Raw genomic sequence first — 26,200 nt, 5'->3', positions numbered from 1 at the left:
CGCCGCGCACTTGTTCTTCCGGCCCTCAAGACTCGATAAAGTTTCTCAACATATCGTGACCGTGCATGGTGAGAATTGACTCAGGATGAAATTGCACCCCTTCTACTGCTAATTCCCGGTGCTTCACGCCCATGATCTCGTCAATTTCACCATCCTCTGTCTCAGTCCAGGCAGTGATCTCCAGGCATTCCGGTAAACTGCTTTTCTCCACTACCAGTGAGTGATAGCGAGTCGCCTCAAATGGGTTGGACAAACCGTGGAACACCCCCAAGTTGTTGTGCACTATAGGGGATGTTTTGCCGTGCATAACCTGCCGGGCACGAACTACCCTGCCACCGAAGACCTGGCCAATACTCTGGTGCCCCAGACAAATACCCAAAATAGGGATACTGCCGGCAAAACGGCGAATGGTATCGAGAGAAATACCCGCCTCATTGGGGGTACAGGGACCCGGCGAAATCACGATTTTCTCTGGCGCCATTGCCTCGACTTCATCCAGGGTAATTTCGTCGTTGCGTTTCACCACCACTTTTGCACCCAGCTCTTCCAGGTACTGCACTACATTCCAGGTAAAGGAGTCGTAGTTATCGATCATTAAAATCATTGTGCGGCCCCCTTAGCCTCTGGTTGATAAGTGGATTCTTCCATTCTTTTTTGCAGGCGTGCGAGAGAGGCCTGGGTCGCGCGGAGTTCGCGCAGGATTTCGGTCTGGCTTGGAGGCAGACACATTTCATCCATACGTCGCAATTTGGCCTCTTCCAGGTTATTCAAGACTACACCGATAAAGAGGTTAATCATTACGAACGCCCCCATGACCACAAAGCTGACGAAGTAAAGCCAGGCCCAAGGCATCGAATCCATCGCTGTATACATAATATCCGTCCAGTCCTCAAAGGTGACTATGCGGAATAAACTCAAAAATGCGATGGGTAAAGTGCGCCAGTGAGTTGGATCAATATCGTGAAATAGGAAATAACCCGCTACACCATAGATATAGAAAATGATGCTCATCAACAAAGCAATGTGCATCATGCTTGGCAAACTGCGCAAAAGCGTGTCCACCAGTGTGCGGAGTTCCGGGAATGCAGACACCAGCCGCAAAACCCTTAATACCCGCACCAAACGCGCCAGGGTAGCTAGCGGCCCTGTAGCAGGAATCAAACTCAGTGCAATAATAGTAAAATCAAAGCAATTCCAACCACTGGCAAAGTAACGCCAGGGACGGGCCCCATGGGCAAAAATTTTAACCAGCGCCTCAATAACAAATGAGGCAAGAATCAGTTGATTAATAGCGCCCAGCAGCGTACCAAAGCGCTCCGTCACCCAAGTGGAAGTCTCCAACCCAACAGCGACGGCATTGAGCAGAATCATTCCGATAATGATTTGGTTAAATAACGGTGCTGAGACAACTCGCTCGCAGCGTTCAGCCAGGGTCAACTTTTGAGAAATACTAACTTCGCTCATCTTGCTCGATCTTTACAGGGTCACTACTCTTGGCCAGCGCCATACCGGCAGCGCGGAAAAGCGCTCGGGCCTTATTCATTGTTTCATTCCACTCTGACTGCGGATCTGAGTCGGCTACCAGGCCAGCCCCCGCCTGCACATATAGTCGGCCATCCTTGATAACTGCAGTACGAATGGCGATAGCGGTATCCATATTTCCATTCCAAGCCAGGTAGCCGACCGCCCCACCGTAAATGCCACGCTTTTCTGGCTCCAATTCATCGATAATTTCCATAGCGCGAATCTTGGGGGCGCCCGACAGGGTACCGGCCGGCAGTGCCGCGCGCAGAGCATCCATTGCGGTGAGGCCCGGCTTTAACCGGCCGACAACATTGGAGGTGATATGCATCACATGGGAATAGCGCTCGACAAACATTTGGTCGGTGACTTTAACACTGCCAGTATCAGCCACCCTGCCAATATCATTGCGCCCCAGGTCAATCAGCATCAGATGTTCAGCGAGCTCTTTGGGATCTGCCAGCAGCTCTTCCTCCAGGGCAAGATCCTCCTCCTCAGTGGCTCCCCGATGGCGGGTTCCCGCCAAAGGTCGCACAGTCATCTCTCCCTCTTCTAAATGCACCAAAATTTCTGGGCTGGAGCCCACCACATGGTGGTCACCCAGATCGAGGAAATACATATACGGCGAAGGGTTCAAACTGCGTAAAGCACGGTAAAAATTGAGTGGCGGCGCCTCGAAAGGCGCAGACAGGCGCTGGGAGGGCACCACCTGCATCACATCGCCGGCAAGCACATACTCTTTAACCCGGTCTACTGCGCGCTTAAAGTTGTCCTCGCCAAAGTGGGATTGGAATTCGCTCTCATCAATGCCGCGCCCATGCAAATCGAGGGGCACAGTATCCGGCAGCGGTTGCGCCAACTGGCCAACCAATTGGTCCAGGCGCTGCTGGGCTTTTTCATAGGCCGCTTCTTCAGCGGTATTTGCGTGGACAATCAGAATTACCGCACCGGCAAGATTGTCAAAAACCACCAATTCATCGCTGACCATCAACAGGATATCCGGGTTACCCAGGGTATCCGGCGGAGTACTGGCGGCCAGACGCGGTTCGATATAGCGCACGCAGTCATAGCCAAAATAGCCCACCAGCCCGCCGTTAAAACGGGGCAGATCCGCTAATTCAGGCACCTGATAGCGCTGCTGAAACTGTTCAACAAACTCCAGAGGGTCGGCGGCGCTGTGGCTCTCTACAACCTCACCATCAGTTTCCACGGTGATGTCAGTGCCCTTAACCCTGAGCAGAGTCCGCGCAGGTAAACCAATAATGGAATAGCGCCCCCATTTCTCCCCGCCCTGAACCGATTCCAGCAAATAGCTGTAACGACCTCCGGCCAGTTTCAAATAGGTGGACAGTGGCGTTTCAATATCCGCCAGTACGCGCCTTACCAGGGGGATACGGTTATAACCCTCAGACGCAAGTTGAGCGTATTCAGTAGGGGTCATGGAGACTCCGATCAATTTTTCATTCTTTATGATTGGCGCCAGAGTATAAGCAGCGCCCACGGGAAAGGTGCCTCAATCGCCAAACTCGATTGGGCCTCAGCAGGTCAGTGGCGCCATCGCCAACTGTTTGTCAGGGAGAAAGAGTGGTTCACGGAAATTCCCTCAGTGCAGGCGCACAAGTTAACAAATCCCGTCTATGGCGGGCAAGAGATTGCCCGCCAGTTTTGTAAATTAAGCCAAACTCTTACGCATGGCTGCAATCACTTCAGCGTAGTCCGGGGTATTGAATATGGCAGACCCAGCGACAAAGGTATCTGCTCCAGCTGCAGCAATTTCGGCAATATTGTCGCGATTCACACCGCCGTCGATCTCAAGGCGAATATCAAACCCAGACTCATCAATCAACTTGCGGGCTTCTTTTAACTTGGTCAGGGTATTGGGGATAAACTTCTGCCCACCAAAGCCCGGGTTCACCGACATCAGCAGGATCATATCCAGCTTATCCATTACATACTTGGCCGCATCGAGGCCACTGGCTGGATTGAACACCAGCCCGGCTTTACAGCCGAGACTGCGGATCAATTGAAGGGAGCGGTCCGGGTGACGAGAGGCTTCTGGGTGGAACGTAATATAGGTAGCTCCGGCATCGGCGAACATGCGAATCATTTCATCCACCGGCTCCACCATCAGGTGCACATCAATCGGAGCCTCAACACCGTGTTTGCGCAGGGCCTGGCATACCATAGGGCCAATCGTGAGATTTGGCACATAGTGATTGTCCATCACATCAAAATGCACCCAGTCCGCTCCGGCTGCCAACACATTGTCCACTTCCTCACCCAAACGTGCGAAATCTGCGGAGAGAATAGAGGGGGCGATCTTGTAATCTGACATCAAAATATCCTTTGGTAACTCAACTTTCGCCAGTCAGTCGGCGATCTAAATTTTCCAGGCGCTCGGGGGTTCCCACATCGCACCAGTCCCCCTCATAGAGTTCAGCTTGTAGCTTATCCTCATTAAAGGTGAACACTTCCCCAAGCCCAAAGCATTCGCGACGCTTAGGGTATTCAGTGAGGGTTTCAGCTCGCAGCCAGCTAATACCCGCAAAGGTATAGCGGGGCTTGGCTGTACCCGACAGCAAGCCACCTTCTATGCCAAAATCTCCATCGGGGTTATGGGGAGGATTAGGGACCATCAAAAGACGCCCAGGACAAGACTCCGGCAGCGGCCTCTCGATCCATTGCGACAGGTCATAGTCACACCAGACATCACCATTAACCACTAGAAACGATGAATCGCCGATCAGTGGCAGCGCCTTGAGAATCCCACCGGCAGTTTCCAGTGGCTCCTCCTCATGTTCGACGGAGTAGTGAATATCCACCCCCCAGCGGGAACCAAAACCGAGCTGTTGACGAATTTTGGGTCCCAAGTAGCCCAGGTTAATCACGACCTTTTGCACACCAATAGCTGCCAAGCGCTCAATTGCAAATTCAATCAGGGGCTTGCCGGCAATCGGCAGCAGAGGCTTTGGAGTTTGGTCCGTCAGTGGGCGCATACGGCGCCCAAAACCTGCTGCCAATACCATGGCAGTCAAAGGGGAATTCTCTTTGGGTTTGCTCATTAAATTAATCTGTACAGTTTTCGTACGGCCTACTTCAGCTGGTCACCGGCACAGCGGTAATCGCTGTACCAGGGCAAAGGCTCTATCTGCGGCAGTAGGGTGCCGCTGAACCAATCAGTAAACGGCTCCAGCTCTGGGTAGCGCTCAGCGGTTTCCAAAACATAGCGAATCACCAGCGGCAGGTGCTGCAAGTATCCCTGCTTTCCATCACGCAGACTGAGGCGCGGGAACAGACCCAGCACTTTAATATGACGCTGTAGCCCCATCCAGTCGAACCAACGAAGATAAAGTTGTGGGTCCACAGGCTGCATAACACCCGCCGCTTCAGCGGTCGCGATGTAAGCCAGCACCCAGCGCTCTACCCGCTCGCGGGGCCAACGGATATAGCAATCTTTGAGCAGAGACACCAGATCGTAGGTGGCGGGCCCCCACACTGCGTCTTGAAAATCGACAATCCCCGGCCTTTCCCCGTCGCGGATCATCAGGTTGCGACTGTGGTAATCCCGGTGAACAATAGTGTGAGGCTGTTCCTCCGCACTGTTAAGCAACAATTCAAAGGTTTGCTCCAGCAGCTTTTCTTCCCGCTCCGAAAGCTGGTAGCCAAGTAGCTCTCGCACCAGCCACTCAGGCATAACCTGCATTTCCTTAAGAAGCAGTTCCCGGCTATAAGCTGGGAATAATTGTTCCTCAAAAGGGATTTGCTGCAGGCATAAAAGTTCACTCATTACCTCTGCGTAGAGTCCCTCAACACTGTCGCTGTTGAGCACGCTATATAATTGGGTATCCCCCAAATCTTCCAGCAGCAGGTACCCCTCTGCGGTGTCTGCAGCAACCACCATCGGCGTATGGATACCGTTGCGGCGCAAGTAATCAGCCAAAGCCACAAAGCGGGCGGGGTTAGTCAATTGGGGAGGAGTATCTACCGCTATCAGTGACGGCTCGGTTAGAGTGCGAAAATAACGGCGAAATCCAGCATCTCCTGCCAGGCTCGATAAATCAGCCGAGGCCTCCATACCCAGGGCCACGCCAACCCACTCACTCAAAGCATTGCGCCTGGGATCGGAGTCGATCTCGCACCCTTGCTCAACTTCACTGCTCGATCTTAGGCTCATCTTATATTCCAACTGTTTCTAGCTGCATTTTAACCCCGAGCCTCTCTGCGTCCAGAGACGGCACCACTATTTATTGGACCCCTACTTTGCCTCAGCTAAAAACAGAACACGAGTTCCAGGTAATTTGCGTTTCGAAGCTGAGCCTCTAGCTGTAACATTACGACTTCAGTACGGCTATTAACCACATCTACATTCAAGTAGAATCGGACGATGATTTTGCGCGCCCCGGCTCGAAAGCTGTCGCACGTATCTATCGATAAAGAAACACTAAAAGATAGCTGGAACATATCGTTTGATGCTTGAAGTCTCCCGGTGGCGTCGCCTCGCTCTGGCGATTGCTAAAAACTCCCAAGCCCGCTCCATCGCTCTCGGCCTGATCGCTGCTCAGCCTCTGTGGGCGCAAGCCAATCAGGGCGAACCGTATCCTGATCCCGACTACAACCCCTATTTGTACTTGGACTGGTTGCCCCGCTCTGAGCTAACCCCGGAGGAGCTAGCCAATTTACCTGCGGTGTGCTCTGGCGCCTTTGTGGCCCCTCCGCGCAACTATCCCGGTTCTGACCTGCCCCCTGGGGAGGCCCCGCTCAGAGCCACTGCTGAGAAATCCCAGTGGCTGGAAGATGGTTCAGCCGAACTGAGCGGGAATGTGCATATTACCCAGGGTTACCGACAGCTCTTCGCCGACCAGGTCAAACTGAATCGCCCGGAAAATATCGCCACTTTAGATGGTGCGATTGAGCTTCGGGAGCCCGGTTTACTGATCCGTGGTTCCTCCGCCGAAGTTCACACCGAAAGCGAAGCGGCTTCTGTTGAGGATGCCACTTATGTGGTACACGATGCTTTTATCCATGGCGGAGCGGAACTGGTGGCGCGTCAAACCAGTGGTGAGTTAACCCTGACCGAAGGGACATATACCCGCTGTGAGCCCGGTCGTGAGTTCTGGCAACTCACGGGCCGCGAGATCAATATCGATGAAGTAGAGAGCCAGGGTACTGCACGGGATGTGCGCCTGAAGATTCTGGACGTACCTGTCTTATACCTGCCGTATTTCCGCTTTCCTGTGGGCGATGCACGCATGTCCGGCTTCCTGTTTCCCACACTCAGCAACAGCGATAAGAATGGCTGGGACCTCGCCATTCCTTACTACTGGAATATTGCCCCACAGATGGACGCCACCATTTCCCCGCGTTACATCCAATATCGCGGAGCCGGGTTAGAGGTTGAGTTCAGGCACCTGGCAGAAATGTTTAGTACTGAAATCCGTCTAGCTGATCTGCCCGACGACGATGGAGGCAATATTGACCTTGCTCAGGAGCTGATTGACGAGGGCTTTCCAGAAGACCTAGTTTTACCCAACAAAGGGGAAGATCGTTGGTTAGTCAGTATGGAACAGCAAGGCGGATACAGCGGCAGTATCTGGCGCACTGACATCGACTACACCAAGGTTAGTGACCCGGACTACTTTCGCGACCTAAGTCCCGCCAGCCTAGATATCAACGCGGAAACTCAAGTCAGCCAGAAATTCCAAGGACTTCTGCGTAGCGAGCACTGGCAGGCAACACTGCGTACTCAGGACTATCAGGTACTAGAAAACGATAAGTTCGATAGATTTGCCCAGTATCCCCGCTTTGATGTGGATGGTGATTACCGTTGGGATGATTGGCTACTAACTATGCAGAATGAAGTCACCAGCTGGGATCACAGCGACACGCAAACGATTCGCTTCATTGAAGATACCGATGATCCCGATAGTGTCACGAGTGAGACAAGAAACTTTATTACTGCAGATCGTCTGCGGCTCGACTATGAACTCTACTGGGATAAAGAGTGGCTTTGGGGATATTTTAAACCCGGGATAGCAGGCCGCTATCTCGGATATAGTGTCAGCGATCAGTTTCTACCCGAAGATGCCGACGATACGCCAGACGCTAGTGCTGCCCAATTTACCCTGGATACAGGCCTTTATTTTGAGCGGGACAGTTATATCTTCAACCGCAATTTCACCCAGACTTTGGAACCACGACTATTCACCCTGATTAGCAGTAACGCCGATCAAAGTGACTTCTTTAACATCAGTGATGATGCTGTAGATATAGACAAGAAAAGCAACAACCTAATTTACGATACATCGCTATATACTTTCAGCTATGACCAGTTGTTCCGCGACAGTCGATTTGCAGGTAATGACAGAATAGACGATGCCGATCGACTCGCCTTGGGGCTTACCACTCGCTACATCGACCCTGTCAGTGGCCGCGACCTTTTCTCCGCCAGCGTGGGACAAGCTTATTATTCCAGCGACCGGCAACTCGGTCGCTTCGAGTATATCGAAGACACCCCCCGTTCTGAACTGGCCGCACGGATTGAGACTCGCCCTTTCCAGTCTCTACGCTTGGGTACTGAGCTGGTCTACGAGGATAGTGAGCACAATATCAACCGAGGCAACCTGAGCCTGCGCTACTTTGATGAAGATTTCCGCATCTTTAACTTAAGCTATTACTACGAGCGCCCAGACACGGCGGATGAAGAGGATGAGGACGAAGATGAGGATGAGACCGTAAGCCAGCTGAACGCCTCAACCGTTCTCCCAATTAGTACCCACACCTCAATCATGGCACGGGCGAGCTATGATCTTACTTTAAATCGGGAACTGGAATACCTTGCAGGTATCGAATATGACGACTGCTGCTACCGTACTCGATTGGTGTGGAGACGCACACTGGACAACTATCTGGCAGGGGTTGTAAATGCTGAAGACCTTGAGTACGACGAAGGTATCTATCTTGAAGTCGAACTCAAAGGATTAGCAGGCTTTGGTTCAACCGTGACAGAAATGCTGACCCAGGGGATTGCCAACTTTGATCAGAGAGAAGAGCTGAAACAGTGATGAGAATAATTAAGAAGTTCGTACCGAAACTAGGCCTGGCCCCCTTACTGGCGGCTGGCGCTCTGATCGCCGCCACTGCCACCGCACAAGTCAGAAACCTTGACCGGGTAGTTGCTGTTGTTGACGACGATGTCGTGATGGCCAGTGAACTGAACCAGCGTATGAATACCATTGCAAGCCAAATCCAAGCACAACAGGTGCAGGCCCCTCCCGTGGACGTTTTGCGCCGTCAGGTCCTCGAACAACTGATTATCGAGCGTTTGCAACTGCAAATGGCCTCTCGCGCAGGTGTCACCGTCTCCGAATCTGAACTAGACCAAGCTATCGCCCGCGTCCAGCAAAATGCCGGAGTCAGCCCCGAAGAATTCCGCCAGCGCCTGCTCGCTGACGGTATGAGCATGAAGAGCTTTCGTCAGCAAATTCGCCAGGAACTGATGATTCGCCGCGTCGAGCAAGGCAGCGTTAACCGTCGGATCCAGATTACCGACCAGGATATCGATAACTTTCTGCGCTCCAAAGAGGGGGAGTTTTGGAAGTCCCCTCAATTTGAGCTGGGTCATATCCTGATCCCCGTAAGTTCCAGCGCTCCCAGCAGCGAAGTTACCCAGGCACGGGAGAAGGCTGAAGACCTAGCTAAACAGGCCAAAGAAGGCGCTGACTTCCGCCGCCTGGCAATCGCTAACTCTGCCGGCCAGAATGCCCTCTCCGGTGGTGACCTGGGTTGGCGCAAGACCGTCGAGCTTCCAACTCTTTTTGCCGATGCCCTCACCGACTTAAAAGCCGGCGATGTTACCGAGCCTTTCCGCAGTGATGCAGGCTTTCACCTGTTAAAGATTCACGCTCAGAAAGGTGCAAGTGAGCAGTTGGTAGAACAGACAAAAGTTCGCCATATCCTGCTTAAGCCATCCGCTATTCTTACCGATGACCAAGCTTACAATAAGCTGATTGAGCTGCGTGAAGAGGCCATGGCCAGCGATAACTTTAGCGAGCTCGCGCGCGAGAACTCAGAGGATATAGGTTCTATGCTATCCGGTGGCGATCTTGGCTGGTCTATGCCCGGACAGTTTGTACCGGAGTTTACCCAGGCTATGGATGCAACTGAGATTGGCAGCATTAGCCTGCCTTTCCGCAGCCAGTTCGGCTGGCATATCCTGCAGGTTGAAGATCGGCGCAAACAGGATATGACCGACAAATATATCCGCAATCAGGCAGCCAATTTGCTGCGCAACCGCCGCTATGAAGAAGAACTGCAAAACTGGCGCCGCGAGATTCGCGACCAGGCATACGTTGAGATCAAATTGCCGGACTCTGAGACCACCGAGGACTCAGGAAACCAATAGTAAGCCGCTTTTTCAGCGGGAAAGACCGGGCCCTGTGCCCGGTTTTTTTTTGTAGCTACAGGAAAGTTATATAGCAATGGCTCCTAAAATTGCCTTCACCCCCGGAGAACCTGCAGGTATTGGCCCTGAGCTGGCTGTGAAGATTGCACAAGAGAGTTCTCCAGCACAGATTGTCGCAATTGCTGATCCCCTGCTACTGACAGAGACCGCTGCGGCATTGGGGTTGCCTCTTCAGCTCCTTCCTCTGTCCACAGCAGGCACAGAGGGGACACCTGCCGGTGCTCTCTACATACTACCGGTCTCCATAGCCGAGCCTGCTAAACCCGGCTTGCTGAATGCAGTCAATGCACCCTATGTATTGGAAACTCTTACAGTTGCGGCAGAGGGGTGCCTGGCCGGCCAGTTTGATGCCGTGGTTACAGGGCCCGTACACAAAGGCATTATCAATGATGCCGGTACTCCATTTAGCGGCCATACAGAGTTCTTTGCTGAAAAAGCCGGTGTTGAGCGTGTCGTTATGATGCTAGCAGCAGAGGACCTTCGAGTTGCTCTAGTGACAACTCACCTGCCCCTCAAAGAGGTGAGCGCTGCTATCACCCCCCCGCTTCTAGAGCAGATTATTACCATCCTCGACGCCAGTTTGCGGGAACATTTCTGCATCTCCAATCCTCGTATTAGCGTTTGCGGCCTCAACCCCCATGCTGGAGAGGGGGGACACTTAGGCCATGAGGAAATAGAAATAATTGAACCCACACTCGAACACTTGCGCCACCAAGGTATATCACTGAAAGGTCCACTTCCCGCAGACACTCTTTTTACCCCGCCGCATTTGTCGGAATGTGACGCCGTTTTAGCTATGTATCACGATCAGGGGCTTCCAGTGTTAAAATTCAAGGGTTTTGGCCACGCCGTCAATATCACTCTGGGGCTACCCTTTATCCGCACTTCAGTAGACCACGGCACAGCTCTCAATATCGCGGGCACAGGCATTGCAGACTGCGGCAGCCTCAAAGCCGCACTGTCTCAGGCTGTGGCGATAGCTAAATTGCGCAGTTCCTAACCAGTGCCTAAAACTTGCTTGAAGAAAGTGTAAACCATGCCCTCACCACGTGAGCGCAGTGAAAGGCCCTAAAGGGTATCCAACTGAAATGCTCACTAGCACCCCAAGGCTTAACCGCAAAATTAATCATCCAGGTTACAGATATATCAATGGATAACTTCTTTCAACACAAAGCCCGCAAACGCTTTGGACAAAACTTTCTCGTCGATGAAAATATTATCGAGCGCATTGTTCGTGCGGTAGGCCCTAAAGAGTCAGATACGCTAGTGGAAATTGGCCCGGGCCAAGGGGCAATTACAGAATTACTACTAAAACGGTGCCCATCTCTAACCGCTGTCGAACTGGATCGCGACCTGATTCCGATGCTGGAATTTAAATTCAGGGAATACCCGGAATTTAGCATCATTGAAAAGGACGCATTAAAATTTGACTTTGGCACCTTTGCTGGAGATAAGCAGCTACGCATTGTCGGTAACCTTCCATATAACATATCCACACCATTACTGTTCCATCTGCTCAGTTTTCGCGGGCAAGTCCAGGATATGCATTTTATGCTTCAGAAAGAGGTGGTAGATCGGCTCAGCGCTACGCCTTCGACTAAATCTTATGGGCGACTTAGCGTGATGGTTCAATATTACTGTCGCGTACAGGGCCTATTCCCTGTCCCTCCGCAGTCCTTCCGGCCCGCCCCCAAAGTGGATTCTGCCATCGTGAGATTGGTTCCCCACAGCACTCTGCCATTTACCGCAAGAGATGAAGGATTATTGGAAAGAATCGTCAATATAGCCTTCCAGCAGCGCCGTAAGACCCTGCGCAATGCTTTAAAACCCCTATTCCCGGATCTCGACCCCGAGCTGCTACCCATTGATGCCGGCCGCAGAGCAGAAACCTTAAGCGTCGAGGACTTTGTTAAGCTGGCCGACTACTGTACAAACTTGCAACAACAATAATTATTTTTCACATTATTGGGGGGAACCTTGGCAACTTACGCCATCGGAGATATTCAAGGATGCTTTGCAGCTTTTCAAAGCCTTCTCAAGAAAATCAATTTTAGTGCTGACCGTGACAAACTCTGGCTTGCCGGAGACTTGGTTCACCGGGGTGAGGATAGCCTGAGCACCCTTCGCTATCTCTATGAGCACCGCCAGCAGGTTACAGCAGTGTTGGGCAACCATGATCTCCACTTACTGGCGATCGCCCATGGCGCTAAATCTCTGTCTGAAAAAGAGCACGACCTTGCCAAGGTTTTAAAAGCAAAAGATTCTGATAAGTTACTGGAGTGGCTACAAAGCCTACCCCTTCTAGTACATAAGAAGGGGTACACCATGGTGCATGCGGGTATCCCCCCCATTTGGAGCGTTACTAAAGCGCAAAAGCTCGCCACTGAAGTGCATAAGGCCCTCGCCGACGAAGCTATGGCAAAGGCATTTTTTTATGGCATGTACGGTAATGAGCCACACTGTTGGGATGATCATTTGATCGGCATCGAACGCCTGCGGTCCATTACCAATTACTTCACAAGAATGCGATTTTGTAAGGCTGATGGCACGCTGGATCTAATCAATAAAAAGGGGGTCCAGGCCTCTCACGGTGAATACCAGCCATGGTTTAGCTTTCCCAATCGAAAAACCAGAAATGACAAGATTATTTTTGGGCATTGGGCTGCCCTGGAAGGCCGTGCAGATACTGAGAATATCTATGCCCTAGACACAGGTTGCGTTTGGGGAGGATACCTGACTGCAATGCGATTAAGTGATGAAGAATTTTTTTGTACAGACTGTAGCTTATAAAAATCACTTCGCCCTGAAGCCTAAAAGAAGAATTTAAACCGACCGAATCTAAAAAAATAAACTGACAGTTATCACCTGGGAGTGTAACTGTCAGTTTACCTAGCTTGAATAACCTTATAAGCCATAAGTTAATTGATCCAAAGCAACTCCTACACTCGACGGTTTCCCATCAAGTAAAAGCTCAATAGAGTTAACAAGTTCCGCTGCTCCTTCCCTCTGGCTGAGAAGCACCAAGAAAGTATCAGCGCCTTTTTCTCCGCCGCCCTCGACCTCTTGACGAAAACTGCTCCACATTGAAAAAATATTTGACGGATCAGTATTTTCACCTTGCAGAAACAGGTCAATTGCTCGATGTATGAGCAGACCACAGCTATAATTCAGATCAAACCTGCCCCTGTTAGCAGCCTCAACCAAAGGAATCTCTTTTACACCTTTTGTGCAACTTTCCTTAAAAGCCTTAATTTTATTAGAGACATATTTTGATGACTCGGGATACAAATCTAATAAAGCCAGCGCGGCTAACCAATCCGCATTCCCCTCATGTAACCACGATTCATTTGCATCACCATACAATCCTGTTTCGCTACCCTGCTGGTATAAATGTGCGACCTCATGAGCAAAAAACCAAATGGTTTCATTAATAAAGTTAGGGTCGGAAAATTTCCCATCAAGTTCATTCATATTCCAATGCATAAAAACCTGATGTGGTAAGGTCCCCCCCTGCCAAGAGTTATCATCGACATTCGCATAGGATGCATACAAAGCAGGCTTTGTTCCACTTAGTGCCCCAAGCCTTTGCTCAAAATAACTCATTAACCTGGGAATATCTGATTCTAAAGACAATCTCAATTTTTCTGGCAAACCGTTATCAATAACAGCTACAACACTAGCTGTATTTATAGGTTCTTGAGTTCCAACATAGACATTCATTCCATTATCACGATCAATCCAGCTGGCGGTCCCAACATTTATCTTCCCGTTAATGATCATATGCTCACCTGGGGGAACTTGCATAGTTATTCGCCAGGCTTTTACTTTATCATCACAGTTGTCAATACAAGCAAAAAAGCGGCCTGTGTATATCAGGCTTCCACCATCTGAATAGGGAGAGAAAGGTGCATAGTCTTTGGGAAGAGATATATAGCTAGGCGTCAAATAAATTTCAATGTGTTCGAATGAACTTCTATCTTTTCTAACCAGAAACTCTTCACCATCCATAGAAACCAATTCAAATTCTGGTGACACAGACTTCCAGCGTTTTATACGAGAGGCATCCGGGTTACGTACAAAGCTAATCCGGCTTGCCGGCCTATCCATTTGATAAGTAAGCTTCCAGAGCTTATCGCCCTGCTTCTCAATCGCGATATCCACCCCAGATATATCTTCAGCTAAAGCTGAAAAACCAGTTAAAACTAACAGTAAAAACTGAATATATTTCAATCTTAACTCCTTTTAGATTGAGAAAAATAAATAAAAATTGAAGTAATAAATGCTTCCATATATTGATAACTATCAATACAGAGTTATACATACAACCAGACAGACAAATAATTCTTATTCTTCGTTAATCAGAAACGTTCAAGTCAATCAACAGGATTGTATCTATCAGTAGCTTAATGACCCCTTAACGCAGGCACTGTTGATATAATTTTATTTAGAACATGAAAGAAACTCATTGCCTGCAATATCCGCATGGAGCTGCGCAAGCAATGAGCATTATCAGGTTGATAGAAAAACCTAATCCTCTGTGAGGCAAAAATAGGATCAAATTTCCTTAACTTAATTTTGCCTAATCTGCACTGTACCCTTTAGGATTTTTATACTGCCAACGCCAGGTATCTTTCACCATACGCACTAAATCATACTCAGCTTTCCACCCCAGCTCTGTTTCAGCCAGCTCTGGATCTGCGTAACACTCTGCAATATCTCCGGGTCTCCGCGGAGCAATGTTATAGGGAATTTCCTTCCCGCTGACACTCTCGAAAGCACGAACGACTTGTAAAACAGAACTGCCCTGTCCCGTCCCCAGATTATGGGTATAACAACCCTCAGAAATTTCTTCTTTACATATTAAGTTTAGCGCCGCCAAGTGTCCGCGAGCCAGATCAACTACATGTATATAATCTCGAACCCCAGTACCATCGACGGTATCATAATCACCACCAAAAACCTGTAGCTGCTCCAATCTACCTACTGCCACTTGGGAAACATAGGGTAGTAAGTTATTGGGGGTACCACTGGGATCTTCACCAATAGTCCCACTTTCATGGGCCCCAATCGGATTGAAATAACGCAACAAGCTCACTTTCCACTGGCTGTTCGGCGCAGCACAAAGATCTCGCAACATGTTTTCCACAATCAACTTACTTGAGCCATAGGGGTTGGTTGCGCCAGTAGGAAAATCTTCTTTAATTGGTACTGTTTCAGGATCACCATAGACCGTTGCCGACGAACTGAAGATCAGGCGGTGAACTCCAAACTCCTCCATCACCTCACATAAAGTTAAGGTCCCAGCTACATTATTCTGGTAATAGCGCAGAGGCTGCGCAACAGATTCACCAACTGCTTTCAACCCCGCGAAGTGAATTACGGCGTCAATCTTATGATCAGAGAATACTTTGCGTAAACCTTCCTTATCACTAATATCCAGATGGTGAAAAGGGATATTTTTGCCAGCAATTAACTCGACCCTCCGTAGGGCTTCCTCACTGCTATTCGATAGGTTATCCACAACTACAGGCTCAAAGCCGGCAGCAAGCAACTCGATACAGGTATGACTGCCAATATATCCGGCACCTCCAGTCACCAAAATCGCCATTTATGTTCCTCAATATTTCTCTAATACCCAATATGGGCTGTAGTAAAGCGTAAAACAGCCGCCCAATTCAACCTATATAAGTGACATTCCACTGTCTCATTCAAAGGGAAAGCTATGCTGGAAAAGCTGGAGAGCATTCAACACTTACTCCAGCAAAGAACAAGGTTCACAACGGCAATAACGATAGTGCTTCACGCCAAGCGTATCCCAAACACGATCTGGACTTTACAGCTCATACATCGCTCGTCCCATTTGGGCAAGAGAAGCCAAGGGCGTACGACATCCTAACCAAAGCAGGAAACTGAGCTAATTCCAGTAGGCTACAGGGAGGTAGACACCATGACAATTTTCAATCACTACTTGGAAAGATACGAATCTATCCAGGACGAGGAACTCAGTATTCAGGAATACCTGGAGCTGTGTAAGACAGACCGCAGTGCCTATGCGTCACCAGCTGAGAGGATGCTGATGGCCATTGGCGAGGCCGAACTGGTAGACACCTCACGGGACCCGCGCCTGTCACGTATTTTTTGTAATAAGGTTATTAAGCGATACAAGGCCTTCAGTGAATTCTATGGTATGGAGGAAGCCATAGAGCAAATTGTCTCTTTCTTCCGACATGCCGCACAGGGTCTGGAAGAGAAGAAGCAAATCCTGTACTTGCTAGGTCCTGTTGGTGGCGGAAAGTCATCCCTTGCAGAGCGGCTAAAAGCCTTGATGGAGCAGGTGCCCATCTATGCAATTAAGGGATCTCCAGTATTTGAATCTCCCTTGAGCCTTTTCTCTCCTACTGAGGATGGCCGCATCCTTGAAGAGGACTACGGCATTGCACGTCGATACGTCAACACTATTATGTCTCCCTGGTCTGTTAAGCGATTGCATGAATTTAAAGGGGACATCAGTAAATTCCGTGTCGTAAAAATTCGTCCTTCTATTCTCGATCAAGTTGCCATCTCAAAAACAGAGCCCGGTGATGAAAATAACCAGGATATTTCATCACTGGTTGGCAAGATCGACATTCGTAAGCTTGAGGATTTCCCCCAGAATGACCCTGATGCCTATAGCTTTTCTGGTAGTTTATGTAGGGCCAACCAGGGACTGATGGAGTTTGTCGAGATGTTCAAAGCGCCTATCAAGGTGCTTCACCCCCTACTAACTGCAACACAAGAAGGAAATTACAACAGTACAGAGGGATTGGGGTCAATTCCGTTCAACGGTACAATCCTCGCTCATTCCAATGAATCGGAATGGCAATCCTTCCGCAATAATCGCAACAATGAGGCTTTCCTGGATCGTATTTATATCGTCAAGGTGCCCTACTGTGTAAGAGTGCAGGAAGAAATACGAATCTATCAGAAACTGCTAGAAAATAGCTCCTTGTCAAAAGCGCCCTGTGCACCAGACACCCTGCGGATGTTGGCGCAATTCTCTGTATTGTCGAGAGTTAAAAACCCTGAGAACTCCAGCCTTTATTCAAAGATGCGTATCTATGACGGTGAAAACCTGAAGGATACCGACCCCAAAGCAAAAACCATTCAGGAATACAGAGATAATGCAGGGGTAGATGAAGGCATGAACGGACTATCCACCCGTTTCTCCTTTAAGATCCTCTCAAAAGTTTTCAATTTCGATGCTACTGAGGTGGCGGCAAACCCAGTCCACCTGCTCTATGTTCTGGAACAGCAAATAGAGCAGGAGCAATTTCCACCGGAAGTGCAAGAGACTTACCTTGGGTTTATCAAAGAATATTTAGCTCCAAGATACGTAGAATTTATCGGCAAGGAAATTCAGACAGCTTACCTGGAATCCTACGCTGAATACGGCCAAAACTTGTTTGATCGCTATGTCACTTACGCCGACTTTTGGATACAGGACCAGGAGTATCGCGACCCAGAAACCGGTGAAATACTGGATCGCGGCGCCCTTAATGAAGAGCTTGAAAAGACAGAAAAACCTGCAGGAATTTCCAATCCGAAAGATTTCCGCAATGAAATAGTCAATTTTGTACTCCGCGCCAGGGCTAACAATCAAGGAAAAAACCCCGACTGGAGATCTTACGAAAAATTACGTGCCGTTATCGAGAAAAAAATGTTCTCCAATACGGAAGATCTTCTGCCAGTTATATCCTTTAATACCAAGGCGTCAGCAGATGATAAACGCAAGCATGCAGACTTCGTTGCGCGTATGGTTGAACGCGGCTATACCGAGAAGCAGGTTAGACTGTTATCCGAATGGTATCTACGCGTGAGAAAATCTCAATAGTAAGGTTTTCCTCCATTAAGGTCACTGGAAAAACACGAGGAAGCCAAACCCGGATACTGATTAGATCATTAACTTTTAGTGAGCACTTGAGTGATTTCACCGCATCTCATCGGGACCCTCAATGGCTCGCTATAGTGAAGATACCAATAATTGTGTTTGGTGGATTCAGCAGGAAATATTCTGAATAGATTTATGGCGATGAATGCCTGTGAGCTTTATTCAGAACAAAGGCAGAAATATGAGCTATATCATCGACCGCCGCTTGAATGGAAAGAAAAAGAGTACCGTTAATCGGCAGCGATTCTTAAGGCGCTATAAGGCTCACATTAAGAAAGCTGTCGGCGACGCCATGAATAGCCGCTCTATTATGGACATGGATAAGGGAGAGCAAATCAGTATCCCTACTCGGGATATCAGCGAACCCTTATTTTCTCACGGTAGCGGTGGGCACGTAGAGCGAGTTTTACCCGGAAACAAGCAGTTTACTGCTGGTGATCGTATCCCTCGTCAAGGTCAGCGAGGCGGTGATGGAAATGGTGGTGGTGCCAGTGATAGCGGGGAAGGGGTTGATGAATTTGTCTTCCAGATATCACAAGAAGAGTTTCTGGACTTTATGTTTGAGGGGCTCCAGCTGCCCAATATGATCAAGCAACGCCTGGCCGGCAACGAGTCTTTTCAAATAGTACGTGCCGGAATTAGTAATGAAGGAACTCCAGGTCGTCTCAATGTGATCCGCTCACTCAGGGCTGCCCATGCAAGACGCATAGCCTTGACCAGTAATAAGCGAAGAAACCTGCGCAATTTAGAGGAAGACCTATCCCAAGAAGAAAACAAAGATACTGCTCTGCGAGACCAGCGCAAAATTGAGGCTCTTAAAAACCAAATCGCCGAACTTCGCAGCCGTATCAATCGAGTCCCTTTCCTCGATGATTTCGACCTGAAATATAACCTGCTGATTCGACAACCAAAACCTCGATCTAGGGCGGTGATGTTTTGCCTGATGGATGTATCCGGCTCGATGAACCAAGCCACAAAGGATATGGCCAAACGCTTCTTCTTACTTTTATATTTGTTCCTACAGCGCAGTTATGAATATACAGAAGTCGTTTTTATTCGACACCACACTAGCGCCAAAGAAGTTGATGAAGAGGAGTTTTTCTATTCACGGGAAACTGGTGGCACCATTGTCTCAAGCGCGCTCAAATTAATGCGACGCATTATAAGAGATCGCTACCCCGCCAGCGAATGGAATATCTATGGAGCCCAGGCCTCAGATGGTGATAACTGGAACGACGACTCCAGTACCTGCCACCGAATCCTTATCGACGATATTATGCCCCATGTGCAGTATTACTCTTATGTGGAAATTACTCCCAGAGATCACCAGGCCCTGTGGGAAGAGTATGAAAGTGTCCGCACTTTATTCCCCGATCACTTTGCTATGGAGCAGATTGTCGATGTACAGGATATTTATCCGGTGTTCCGACAACTATTCCGCCAAAAGGTGACTGCCTGATGCTCGACAAATTTGCCAGTGGCGCTGAAGCATCTGAATCTGAGTCGCGTCAGCCCATATCAACAAGCTCAGAATGGACTTTTGAATTAATTCAGGAATATGATCGCGCCATCGGCGCACTGGCAGAAGAGTTTGGGTTAGATACCTACCCAAATCAGATTGAAGTTATCTGCTCAGAGCAGATGATGGATGCCTACTCCTCGGTAGGAATGCCAGTGGGTTATCACCACTGGTCTTTTGGCAAGCAATTTATCAGCGTGGAAAATAATTACCAGCGCGGATTGATGGGGCTGGCTTATGAAATAGTCATTAATTCTAATCCCTGCATCGCTTACCTCATGGAAGAAAATACCATGACAATGCAGGCTTTGGTGATTGCTCACGCCTCCTATGGGCACAATTCTTTCTTTAAAGGGAATTACCTGTTTCGCTCCTGGACAGATGCCAGCAGTATTATTGACTATCTGATCTTTGCCAAAAATTATATTTCCCGCTGTGAAGAGCGCTACGGGCTTGATGAAGTCGAGGCCATTCTCGACTCCTGTCATGCCCTAATGAACTACGGTGTAGACCGCTATAAACGCCCTTACCCAATCTCGGCTATTGAAGAAGAACGCCAACAGCAAGAGCGAGAAGAGTACCGCCAGAGACAGCTCAATGATTTATGGAGGACCATCCCAAAACTCGGTGACGGTATAGAGGAGACAAAGGAGAAACGTTTCCCCGAAGAGCCTCAGGAGAATATCCTGTACTTTGTTGAGAAAAATGCCCCTCTCCTGGAAAACTGGCAACGGGAGCTGGTGCGTATTGTACGTAAGCTGGCCCAATATTTTTATCCACAGCGGCAAACCCAAGTAATGAATGAGGGCTGGGCTACCTTCTGGCATTACACTCTCTTAACCGAGCTGTACAAGCGCGGGCGGGTGACTGAAGGCTTTATGATGGAGTTTCTTCAAAGCCACACCAATGTTATCTACCAACCCTCTTTTGACAGCCCTCACTACAGCGGTATCAATCCCTATACCCTGGGCTTTAGTATTTTTACTGACTTACGGCGTATCTGTGAAAGCCCCACTGAAGAGGATCGCCGCTGGTTCCCAGACATTGCTGGAAGTAATTGGCGTGAAACCCTTCAATTCGCCATGCGCGACTTCAAAGATGAAAGTTTTATTTTACAATTCCTGTCTCCCAAGGTTATGCGAGACATGAAACTGTTTTGTATCAGCGACAACGATAAAGAGAACGATATCATTGTCAGCGCAATTCACGATGAGAGCGGTTATCGCCAGTTAAGAGAGAACCTTGCGGGACAGTACAACCTGGGCAATCGGGAACCGAACATCCAGGTATATTCAGTAGATACCCGTGGTGACCGTTCACTGACCCTGCACCACACACAGCACCGCCGTCGCCCTCTTGGTAAAGATACAGCAGAGGTATTAAGGCATCTTCACCGGCTATGGGGCTTCGATGTTCACCTGAACAGTTTGAACGGGGATCAAATAACGGCCAGTTGTCACTGCCCGGAGCAAGGTCGGGACCGACCGGAGGGTGAAGAAGAGTCTATGTTAATACCAAAACCCATTTAGGTTTCAGCGCGGGAACTGTTGAAATACCAGCCCCGCACAGAATGGGGAAATAATACCCACTAGCGAATCGCGCTACTTAGGCATCAGCTTCCAACAAAAGCTTGGCCTTTGCAGAAAGTTCACCGTGCTCAGAACGGTGAGTTAAAAGAGCATCAGCTCCAGCATCCAGCCAACGGGCTTTCTCGCCATCGTCATCAGAAGGCACAACCAGAATGCTCAAATTTGAATACTCACTGCGGGACCTGAGGTAGTCCAGCACCTGAAACCCACTCTCCCCAAGCAATCCAGTGTCAACTACTAACAACGCCGGCTTGGCACTCGCCATCAAGATACCGGCGGAAAAACTATCACTGGCTACTTCTACTTCACACCCCATCTGCTGAAGCGCCTGGCGTCCACCTGAAGTCAGCTCAGGATCAGTCGTTAACAAAAGCACTTTTCGACTGGGAACTGCCAGGTCGTTCGGAACTGGCATTGAGTTGTCCCGCAGGAAGCCCACGAAATCCTCAACACAGATACGGTGGTCACCACGCCCTGGAAGTTTGTATGCCTTGAGCTGGCCACGCTCAATCCAGCGAATCACCGTTCGGAAGTTAACACCGCAGTACCTGGCTGCTTCCCCGGTGGTTAGCACATGTAATTCGCTCATCTTTATTCTCCCCAACAACTGCGATTAAAAAGAAGAACAGTCAACTTCCCGAAAGTATCCTCTGCCCCACAGAGTTACACGTGAAATTATCCTGCCCAGCTGAACCGCCCCTATAAATTATGCTGTTTAATGCTGCAAACCCAGCCCGAAATTCGGTCCATGTAATTTATTAACGAACAGCGGAACAACCCCCTCAAAAAATACTAATAGATATAGTTGACAGGTAAGACAGGTTTCTTAGAATGACACTAGATTCGTGACTTGGGACTTGTCACGCGATCCTTTCCAGTGGTGTGGCCGTTAAGTCAGAGCCCCACAGTTGGCAAAGAAATGTTTGCTAAGCGAATACCCTAAGACCCTGGGCCCCCTTGTTTTTTCGGGGCCTTTTTTTTATCTTGCCGAAGCTTCTTACACTCCTACCGCTCATCCTCCGTCCAGCAGACAAACCTGGAACAACGCCGGAACAAATGGACTTATGGCAGTACAATCACCTATCAGATCAGTGGTCCCTCCAGCTCTGGAGCAAATGCTTTGAAGATCTACCTTGTTGGCGGCGCAGTGCGCGACAGACTTTTGAATCGCCCAGTCACCGAGCGTGACTGGGTGGTGGTTGGGGCAGATGCAGATAGAATGCAGGACCTCGGATACAGCCCAGTCGGCAAAGATTTTCCAGTATTCCTACACCCTGAGACCGGTGAAGAATACGCGCTCGCTCGCACCGAAAGAAAGAGCGGACACGGCTATGGCGGTTTTACCGTTAACGCTGATGCCAATATCACCCTGGAAGAGGATCTTCTGAGGCGAGATCTCACTATTAATGCCATTGCAGAAGACAGCGACGGCAATCTAATTGACCCCTACGGAGGGCAGGAAGATCTTGGAGCTCGGCTTTTGCGCCATGTTTCCCCTGCTTTTGCAGAAGACCCGCTAAGAGTTCTACGAGTCGCCCGCTTTGCCGCCCGCTACCATCACCTTGGCTTTAGCGTTGCCCCTGAAACCATGATACTCATGCGCCAGATGGTAGAAGCGGGTGAAGTGGAATATCTGGTGGCCGAGAGAGTCTGGAAAGAGGTAAGCCGGGCGCTTACCGAGCCAGACCCCGATATTTTTATTCGGGTACTGCGAGACTGCGGTGCCCTCTCGGTACTGTTACCAGAACTAGAGAATTTGTTTGGTGTTCCCCAACCGCCCAAACACCACCCCGAAGTGGACACTGGAGAACACGTACTACTAGCCCTGCGCGCCGCCCCGGTAGAGCTCCCCTTGCGTTTTGCAGTACTGCTACACGACCTGGGCAAAGGACTGACTCCCGAGGAGATTCTCCCCAGCCACCACGGCCACGAGGCCGCAGGCGTGCCCCTGGTAAAGGCCGTCTGTGAGCGCTGGCGTACCCCAAAAGACCTGACTGCACTAGCTGTCGGGGTCTGCGAATATCACCTGCACTGCCACAGAGCCTTCGAATTGCGCCCACAGACCATTATGAAAATGATCCGCAGTCTGGATGCCTTGCGACGTCCCGAGCGATTTGAAAACTTTCTTCGCGCCTGCGAGGCAGATGCCCGAGGTCGTGAGGGGCTGGAGAATCGAGATTATCCACAGGTGGACTTTTTACGCGCCGCTCGAGATGGGGCAGCGGCAGTAACTGCCGAGGAGTTGATTAAACAGGGCTACCAGGGTGCGAAACTGGGGCAAGCACTGGACCGGGAGCGCATCAAGGCAATCGCCAGAGTAAAGGATGACTACATTGCGTAATGTGTTGATTACCGGTGCCGCCGCACGCCTGGGCCGTGCTATTGCTGAAGAGCTGCATAGAGATCACAGAGTTGTTATTCACTATCGCAACTCGGCTGATGCTGCCAAGGCCCTGGCAAACGAGCTGAACCAACGTCGCCCCAACTCTGCCATAGCGTTGCACAGTGAGTTGAATAGCGCCGAAGCCTGTTCCAATCTGGCCCAACGTGCACAAGAGGCCTGGGGCGGTATTGATGTTCTGGTCAACAATGCCTCAGCATTTCACCCCACACCTGTGGGAAGTGCAACCGAGGAGGACTGGGATCGGCTGGTAGGCAGCAACCTCAAAGCCCCCTTCTTTCTCACTCAGGCCCTGAAAGAAACACTCAGCCAACAGCTGGGTTGCGTTGTTAATATGGCGGATATTCACGCCGAGCGCCCGATGCCCAAGCATACTATCTACTGCGCCGCCAAGGCTGGGCTGGTAATGCTGACAAAAAGCCTCGCTCTGGAGCTATCGCCCCAGATTCGGGTCAATGCAGTCGCCCCCGGTGCCATTCTTTGGCCAGAACAAGAGGCAACTAACGAAGCCAAGAAAGCAAAAATCACCCAGCGCATTCCTTTGGCCCGAACCGGTGACCCCAGTGATATCGCCAAGACCGTGCGCTTCCTTGCCTGTGATGCCCCCTATATCAACGGTCAGGTTATTGCCGTTGACGGCGGCCGCAACCTCAATATCTAGAGCACTCCAACCAATACCTAAAACAGTTCAACAACGGGGCTTCACTTCAATTTCACCGGCACTCTGTCAGAATGTTTTGTAACTTCCTCTGCCACAAGAGATTTTCCGGTGCGCTCACTGAAGATATTGTTGATTGAAGATAACCCCACTATCGCCCGCCAGCTTGCCGAATTCCTACATGCTGAGGACTGGCAGATAGATTATGCCCACCGGGGTCGCCAGGGCTTACAGCTGGCCCTGGAACAAATCTTCGACCTGATCATTCTCGACCTGGGCCTGCCGGATATGGACGGCTTGGAGGTCTGCGAAAAGATCAAGGCACAAGCGCCAGTTAACATGCCAATCCTGATGTTAACTGCCCGAGATGCTCTCGCAGATAAAGAACGCGGATTTGGTATCGGTGCCGATGACTACTTATGTAAGCCCTTCGAACCAAGGGAACTGATACTGAGATGCCGCGCCCTGGCACGTAGACACCAGCTGCATACCAGTGAAGAAATTAAGGTCGGTGATTTACAGATAAACCAGCGCCAGCAAACGGCCTACCGGGATAAACAACCTCTGCCCCTGACAACTATCGGTTTTCGCATTCTCACTATGCTCGCCCAGGCGTCGCCAGCACCAGTAAGCCGCTCGGCAATAATCCACCATATTTGGGGTGATGAACCCCCAGAAACAGACGCCTTAAAATCCCACATTTATAGTCTTCGCCAAACACTGGATAAGCCTTTCCAGGCCCCTATGTTGAAAACCATCACCAATCTCGGTTATCAGTTGGAAACTCCCAATGCGCGAAACCAGTAATTTACAGAGGAAGGTCTTCGCTATTTTTGGCAGTTTTACCCTGCTGCTATGCTTGGTGTTTTTTGCCATTTGTATGATGGTCGCCTATGTAGTTGAAGACCATTTACTCGATAACTTATTGGCCGGAGAAGTCCGCTACCTCGAACAGCAGGCAAGACTGACTAATACGACCCCAGAGCCACGCCTACCCTATTTAACGCTATACACTGAAAGCAAAATAATTCCGGCCGAACTGCGCACTGCCCTACCAAGCTATGCAGAAAAGGCTGAGTGGTTTAGTGATACTGAACATCACTTCCATTTACGCAGAGTACATTTTCCGGACAACCATTCCGCCGTTCTCGTAGCTGAAGTCAGTGAATTGCTCACTGTTACGCGACAATCTTCAAAACTTCTTTGGCTCTTTGCCAGCGCCTGTATCTTGACCCTACTCTTAGCCCTCTATTGTGCTTTTCGTATTTCCCGTAAAACCATCGCTCCTGTAGTAACCCTTGCTAAAGCAGTTCAGCAGCAGAGAAACTGCGATTCTCAAATTTCCCTGCCCTATAACAATGAACAAGATGAAATCGGTTATCTCGCAAGTACGTTGCAAGATACACTTAACCAGCTCAAGCTAACATTGCGCAGGGAAACTGAGTTTACCCGGGATACGAGCCATGAGTTGCGCACCGGGCTAACCATTCTGAAAAGCACACTGGCTCTCAGTCAAAATCGGGAAATGACTTTAGCTGAGAAAAGTGAGCTATTAGAAACTGTTACCGGTATGGAAAAAACCGTTAAGACACTATTAGCCCTCGCCCGCTCTGAGTCTCTACAGTCGGAAGATATCCCATTGCGTGCTTTACTAGAGGAGCGTCTTTTAACTCAACACCAGCTAATTGTACAAAAGAATTTTAATGTTGATTTAAAATTAGGGCACAAAGCCAGAGCCCTGGCTAATCGACACCTGGTAAGTCTGCTATTCGACAACTTGATCAGCAATGCATTACAGCACGCTACCAGCCCTGAGTTGGTTATTACCTATAAGGGGGACACACTCTTTTTTGAGAACGCCACAGATAACCAATTAGATTTAGAAACCTCCCTCTTACCCGGCCAAAAAAGGGAAGGCAGTGACGGTATTGGTCAAGGCCTTTTCCTGGCCAAGAGAATCTGTGAAGCCTTAAATTGGACCATCTCTATCCAATGTCGGAACAATATTTATCAGTGCGCTCTGTCTTTTACACAGTAGCGTTCTAAGATTCAAATTTTTACCGTATGCGCTCGAGATGCACAGTGAATCGGCATCCATACCTTATACGATCTCGAGTGCAGCTT

General features: G+C 49.6%; 21 protein-coding genes. 12 read left to right on the top strand and 9 right to left on the bottom strand.

Features of this window, described 5'->3' with window-relative positions; all coding sequences use genetic code 11:
- Positions 1 to 25 precede the first annotated feature (25 nt).
- From ACJJIM_RS22630 to ACJJIM_RS22605, 6 genes are all read right to left on the bottom strand, one after another.
- Positions 26 to 604 (bottom strand): anthranilate synthase component II, encoded by a 579-nt coding sequence (locus ACJJIM_RS22630; protein ID WP_444912048.1) that lies wholly within the window; start codon positions 602 to 604, stop codon positions 26 to 28.
- Complete coding sequence (locus tag ACJJIM_RS22625) at positions 601 to 1,464, bottom strand: ion transporter (RefSeq protein ID WP_444912047.1); 864 nt, start codon at positions 1,462 to 1,464, stop codon at positions 601 to 603. Before ACJJIM_RS22625 ends, ACJJIM_RS22630 begins: the two co-directional genes overlap by 4 nt.
- Complete coding sequence (gene trpE, locus ACJJIM_RS22620; RefSeq protein ID WP_444912046.1) at positions 1,451 to 2,962, bottom strand: anthranilate synthase component I; 1,512 nt, start codon at positions 2,960 to 2,962, stop codon at positions 1,451 to 1,453. The genes ACJJIM_RS22625 and trpE overlap by 14 nt, the downstream gene beginning before the upstream one ends.
- Before the next feature lie 231 nt (positions 2,963 to 3,193).
- On the bottom strand, positions 3,194 to 3,856 hold the full coding sequence (rpe, locus tag ACJJIM_RS22615) for a ribulose-phosphate 3-epimerase (protein WP_444892691.1): 663 nt from the start codon (positions 3,854 to 3,856) through the stop codon (positions 3,194 to 3,196).
- A gap of 19 nt (positions 3,857 to 3,875) precedes the next feature.
- A complete protein-coding gene (locus tag ACJJIM_RS22610; protein ID WP_444912045.1) occupies positions 3,876 to 4,583 on the bottom strand; it encodes a nucleotidyltransferase family protein in 708 nt (235 codons plus the stop codon).
- A 29-nt stretch (positions 4,584 to 4,612) separates the two neighbouring features.
- Entirely contained in the window at positions 4,613 to 5,695 is a 1,083-nt protein-coding gene (locus ACJJIM_RS22605; RefSeq protein WP_444912044.1) for an aminoglycoside phosphotransferase family protein, read from the bottom strand.
- A gap of 295 nt (positions 5,696 to 5,990) precedes the next feature.
- On the opposite strand from ACJJIM_RS22605, the gene ACJJIM_RS22600 reads away from it, so the two are divergent.
- The 5 genes from ACJJIM_RS22600 (at position 5,991) to ACJJIM_RS22580 (ending at position 12,772) form a co-directional block, all read left to right on the top strand.
- Positions 5,991 to 8,582, top strand: a complete 2,592-nt coding sequence (locus tag ACJJIM_RS22600) for an LPS-assembly protein LptD (RefSeq protein ID WP_444912043.1) — start codon at positions 5,991 to 5,993, stop codon at positions 8,580 to 8,582.
- Positions 8,582 to 9,922, top strand: coding sequence for a peptidylprolyl isomerase (locus tag ACJJIM_RS22595; protein ID WP_444913415.1), 1,341 nt, complete (start codon positions 8,582 to 8,584; stop codon positions 9,920 to 9,922). Before ACJJIM_RS22600 ends, ACJJIM_RS22595 begins: the two co-directional genes overlap by 1 nt.
- A 76-nt stretch (positions 9,923 to 9,998) precedes the next feature.
- Positions 9,999 to 10,982 (top strand): 4-hydroxythreonine-4-phosphate dehydrogenase PdxA, encoded by a 984-nt coding sequence (gene pdxA / locus ACJJIM_RS22590; RefSeq protein ID WP_413664243.1) that lies wholly within the window; start codon positions 9,999 to 10,001, stop codon positions 10,980 to 10,982.
- Positions 10,983 to 11,131: 149 nt separating this feature from the next.
- Positions 11,132 to 11,932: a 16S rRNA (adenine(1518)-N(6)/adenine(1519)-N(6))-dimethyltransferase RsmA gene (rsmA, locus tag ACJJIM_RS22585; protein ID WP_413664242.1), complete on the top strand. Its 801-nt coding sequence runs from the start codon at positions 11,132 to 11,134 to the stop codon at positions 11,930 to 11,932.
- Between the two features lie 27 nt (positions 11,933 to 11,959).
- Positions 11,960 to 12,772: a symmetrical bis(5'-nucleosyl)-tetraphosphatase gene (locus tag ACJJIM_RS22580; RefSeq protein WP_413664241.1), complete on the top strand. Its 813-nt coding sequence runs from the start codon at positions 11,960 to 11,962 to the stop codon at positions 12,770 to 12,772.
- Positions 12,773 to 12,886: 114 nt separating this feature from the next.
- Here the strand turns inward: ACJJIM_RS22580 and ACJJIM_RS22575 are convergent, their stop codons facing one another.
- Complete coding sequence (locus tag ACJJIM_RS22575; RefSeq protein ID WP_444912042.1) at positions 12,887 to 14,212, bottom strand: hypothetical protein; 1,326 nt, start codon at positions 14,210 to 14,212, stop codon at positions 12,887 to 12,889.
- A 349-nt stretch (positions 14,213 to 14,561) separates the two neighbouring features.
- Complete coding sequence (galE, locus tag ACJJIM_RS22570) at positions 14,562 to 15,590, bottom strand: UDP-glucose 4-epimerase GalE (protein ID WP_413664239.1); 1,029 nt, start codon at positions 15,588 to 15,590, stop codon at positions 14,562 to 14,564.
- Positions 15,591 to 15,929: 339 nt separating this feature from the next.
- Here galE and ACJJIM_RS22565 point away from each other — a divergent pair, with 339 nt between their 5' ends.
- From ACJJIM_RS22565 to ACJJIM_RS22555, 3 genes are all read left to right on the top strand, one after another.
- Complete coding sequence (locus ACJJIM_RS22565; protein WP_413664238.1) at positions 15,930 to 17,852, top strand: PrkA family serine protein kinase; 1,923 nt, start codon at positions 15,930 to 15,932, stop codon at positions 17,850 to 17,852.
- 238 nt (positions 17,853 to 18,090) lie between these two features.
- Entirely contained in the window at positions 18,091 to 19,368 is a 1,278-nt protein-coding gene (locus ACJJIM_RS22560) for a YeaH/YhbH family protein (RefSeq protein ID WP_413664237.1), read from the top strand.
- Positions 19,368 to 20,957 (top strand): SpoVR family protein, encoded by a 1,590-nt coding sequence (locus tag ACJJIM_RS22555; RefSeq protein ID WP_444912041.1) that lies wholly within the window; start codon positions 19,368 to 19,370, stop codon positions 20,955 to 20,957. Before ACJJIM_RS22560 ends, ACJJIM_RS22555 begins: the two co-directional genes overlap by 1 nt.
- 76 nt (positions 20,958 to 21,033) lie before the next feature.
- Here the strand turns inward: ACJJIM_RS22555 and ACJJIM_RS22550 are convergent, their stop codons facing one another.
- Positions 21,034 to 21,606, bottom strand: coding sequence for a helix-turn-helix domain-containing protein (locus ACJJIM_RS22550; protein ID WP_413664235.1), 573 nt, complete (start codon positions 21,604 to 21,606; stop codon positions 21,034 to 21,036).
- Positions 21,607 to 22,137: 531 nt separating this feature from the next.
- On the opposite strand from ACJJIM_RS22550, the gene ACJJIM_RS22545 reads away from it, so the two are divergent.
- From ACJJIM_RS22545 to ACJJIM_RS22530, 4 genes are all read left to right on the top strand, one after another.
- A complete protein-coding gene (locus tag ACJJIM_RS22545) occupies positions 22,138 to 23,358 on the top strand; it encodes a multifunctional CCA addition/repair protein (protein ID WP_444912040.1) in 1,221 nt (406 codons plus the stop codon).
- Positions 23,342 to 24,079 (top strand): pteridine reductase, encoded by a 738-nt coding sequence (locus ACJJIM_RS22540; RefSeq protein ID WP_444912039.1) that lies wholly within the window; start codon positions 23,342 to 23,344, stop codon positions 24,077 to 24,079. The genes ACJJIM_RS22545 and ACJJIM_RS22540 overlap by 17 nt, the downstream gene beginning before the upstream one ends.
- Positions 24,080 to 24,187: 108 nt before the next feature.
- On the top strand, positions 24,188 to 24,883 hold the full coding sequence (locus ACJJIM_RS22535; protein WP_444906520.1) for a response regulator transcription factor: 696 nt from the start codon (positions 24,188 to 24,190) through the stop codon (positions 24,881 to 24,883).
- Entirely contained in the window at positions 24,867 to 26,114 is a 1,248-nt protein-coding gene (locus ACJJIM_RS22530) for a hypothetical protein (RefSeq protein WP_444912038.1), read from the top strand. Before ACJJIM_RS22535 ends, ACJJIM_RS22530 begins: the two co-directional genes overlap by 17 nt.
- The last annotated feature ends 86 nt before the right edge of the window (positions 26,115 to 26,200 follow it).

The sequence above is a fragment of the Microbulbifer maximicatervae (SeqCode) genome (assembly GCF_052467615.1).
This window is presented reverse-complemented; position numbering and strand designations above follow the sequence as displayed.

What these genes read in the sequence shown, in the direction of transcription:
- ACJJIM_RS22600 (WP_444912043.1), top strand. Translation starts at nt 5,991, where the DNA reads ATGCTTGAAGTCTCCCGGTGGCGTCGCCTCGCTCTGGCGATTGCTAAA.
- ACJJIM_RS22625 (WP_444912047.1), bottom strand. Translation starts at nt 1,464, where the DNA reads ATGAGCGAAGTTAGTATTTCTCAAAAGTTGACCCTGGCTGAACGCTGC.
- galE (WP_413664239.1), bottom strand. Translation starts at nt 15,590, where the DNA reads ATGGCGATTTTGGTGACTGGAGGTGCCGGATATATTGGCAGTCATACC.
- ACJJIM_RS22605 (WP_444912044.1), bottom strand. Translation starts at nt 5,695, where the DNA reads ATGAGCCTAAGATCGAGCAGTGAAGTTGAGCAAGGGTGCGAGATCGAC.
- ACJJIM_RS22560 (WP_413664237.1), top strand. Translation starts at nt 18,091, where the DNA reads ATGAGCTATATCATCGACCGCCGCTTGAATGGAAAGAAAAAGAGTACC.
- rpe (WP_444892691.1), bottom strand. Translation starts at nt 3,856, where the DNA reads ATGTCAGATTACAAGATCGCCCCCTCTATTCTCTCCGCAGATTTCGCA.
- ACJJIM_RS22555 (WP_444912041.1), top strand. Translation starts at nt 19,368, where the DNA reads ATGCTCGACAAATTTGCCAGTGGCGCTGAAGCATCTGAATCTGAGTCG.
- pdxA (WP_413664243.1), top strand. Translation starts at nt 9,999, where the DNA reads ATGGCTCCTAAAATTGCCTTCACCCCCGGAGAACCTGCAGGTATTGGC.
- ACJJIM_RS22530 (WP_444912038.1), top strand. Translation starts at nt 24,867, where the DNA reads ATGCGCGAAACCAGTAATTTACAGAGGAAGGTCTTCGCTATTTTTGGC.
- rsmA (WP_413664242.1), top strand. Translation starts at nt 11,132, where the DNA reads ATGGATAACTTCTTTCAACACAAAGCCCGCAAACGCTTTGGACAAAAC.
- ACJJIM_RS22630 (WP_444912048.1), bottom strand. Translation starts at nt 604, where the DNA reads ATGATTTTAATGATCGATAACTACGACTCCTTTACCTGGAATGTAGTG.
- ACJJIM_RS22610 (WP_444912045.1), bottom strand. Translation starts at nt 4,583, where the DNA reads ATGAGCAAACCCAAAGAGAATTCCCCTTTGACTGCCATGGTATTGGCA.
- ACJJIM_RS22550 (WP_413664235.1), bottom strand. Translation starts at nt 21,606, where the DNA reads ATGAGCGAATTACATGTGCTAACCACCGGGGAAGCAGCCAGGTACTGC.
- trpE (WP_444912046.1), bottom strand. Translation starts at nt 2,962, where the DNA reads ATGACCCCTACTGAATACGCTCAACTTGCGTCTGAGGGTTATAACCGT.
- ACJJIM_RS22565 (WP_413664238.1), top strand. Translation starts at nt 15,930, where the DNA reads ATGACAATTTTCAATCACTACTTGGAAAGATACGAATCTATCCAGGAC.
- ACJJIM_RS22595 (WP_444913415.1), top strand. Translation starts at nt 8,582, where the DNA reads ATGAGAATAATTAAGAAGTTCGTACCGAAACTAGGCCTGGCCCCCTTA.
- ACJJIM_RS22540 (WP_444912039.1), top strand. Translation starts at nt 23,342, where the DNA reads ATGACTACATTGCGTAATGTGTTGATTACCGGTGCCGCCGCACGCCTG.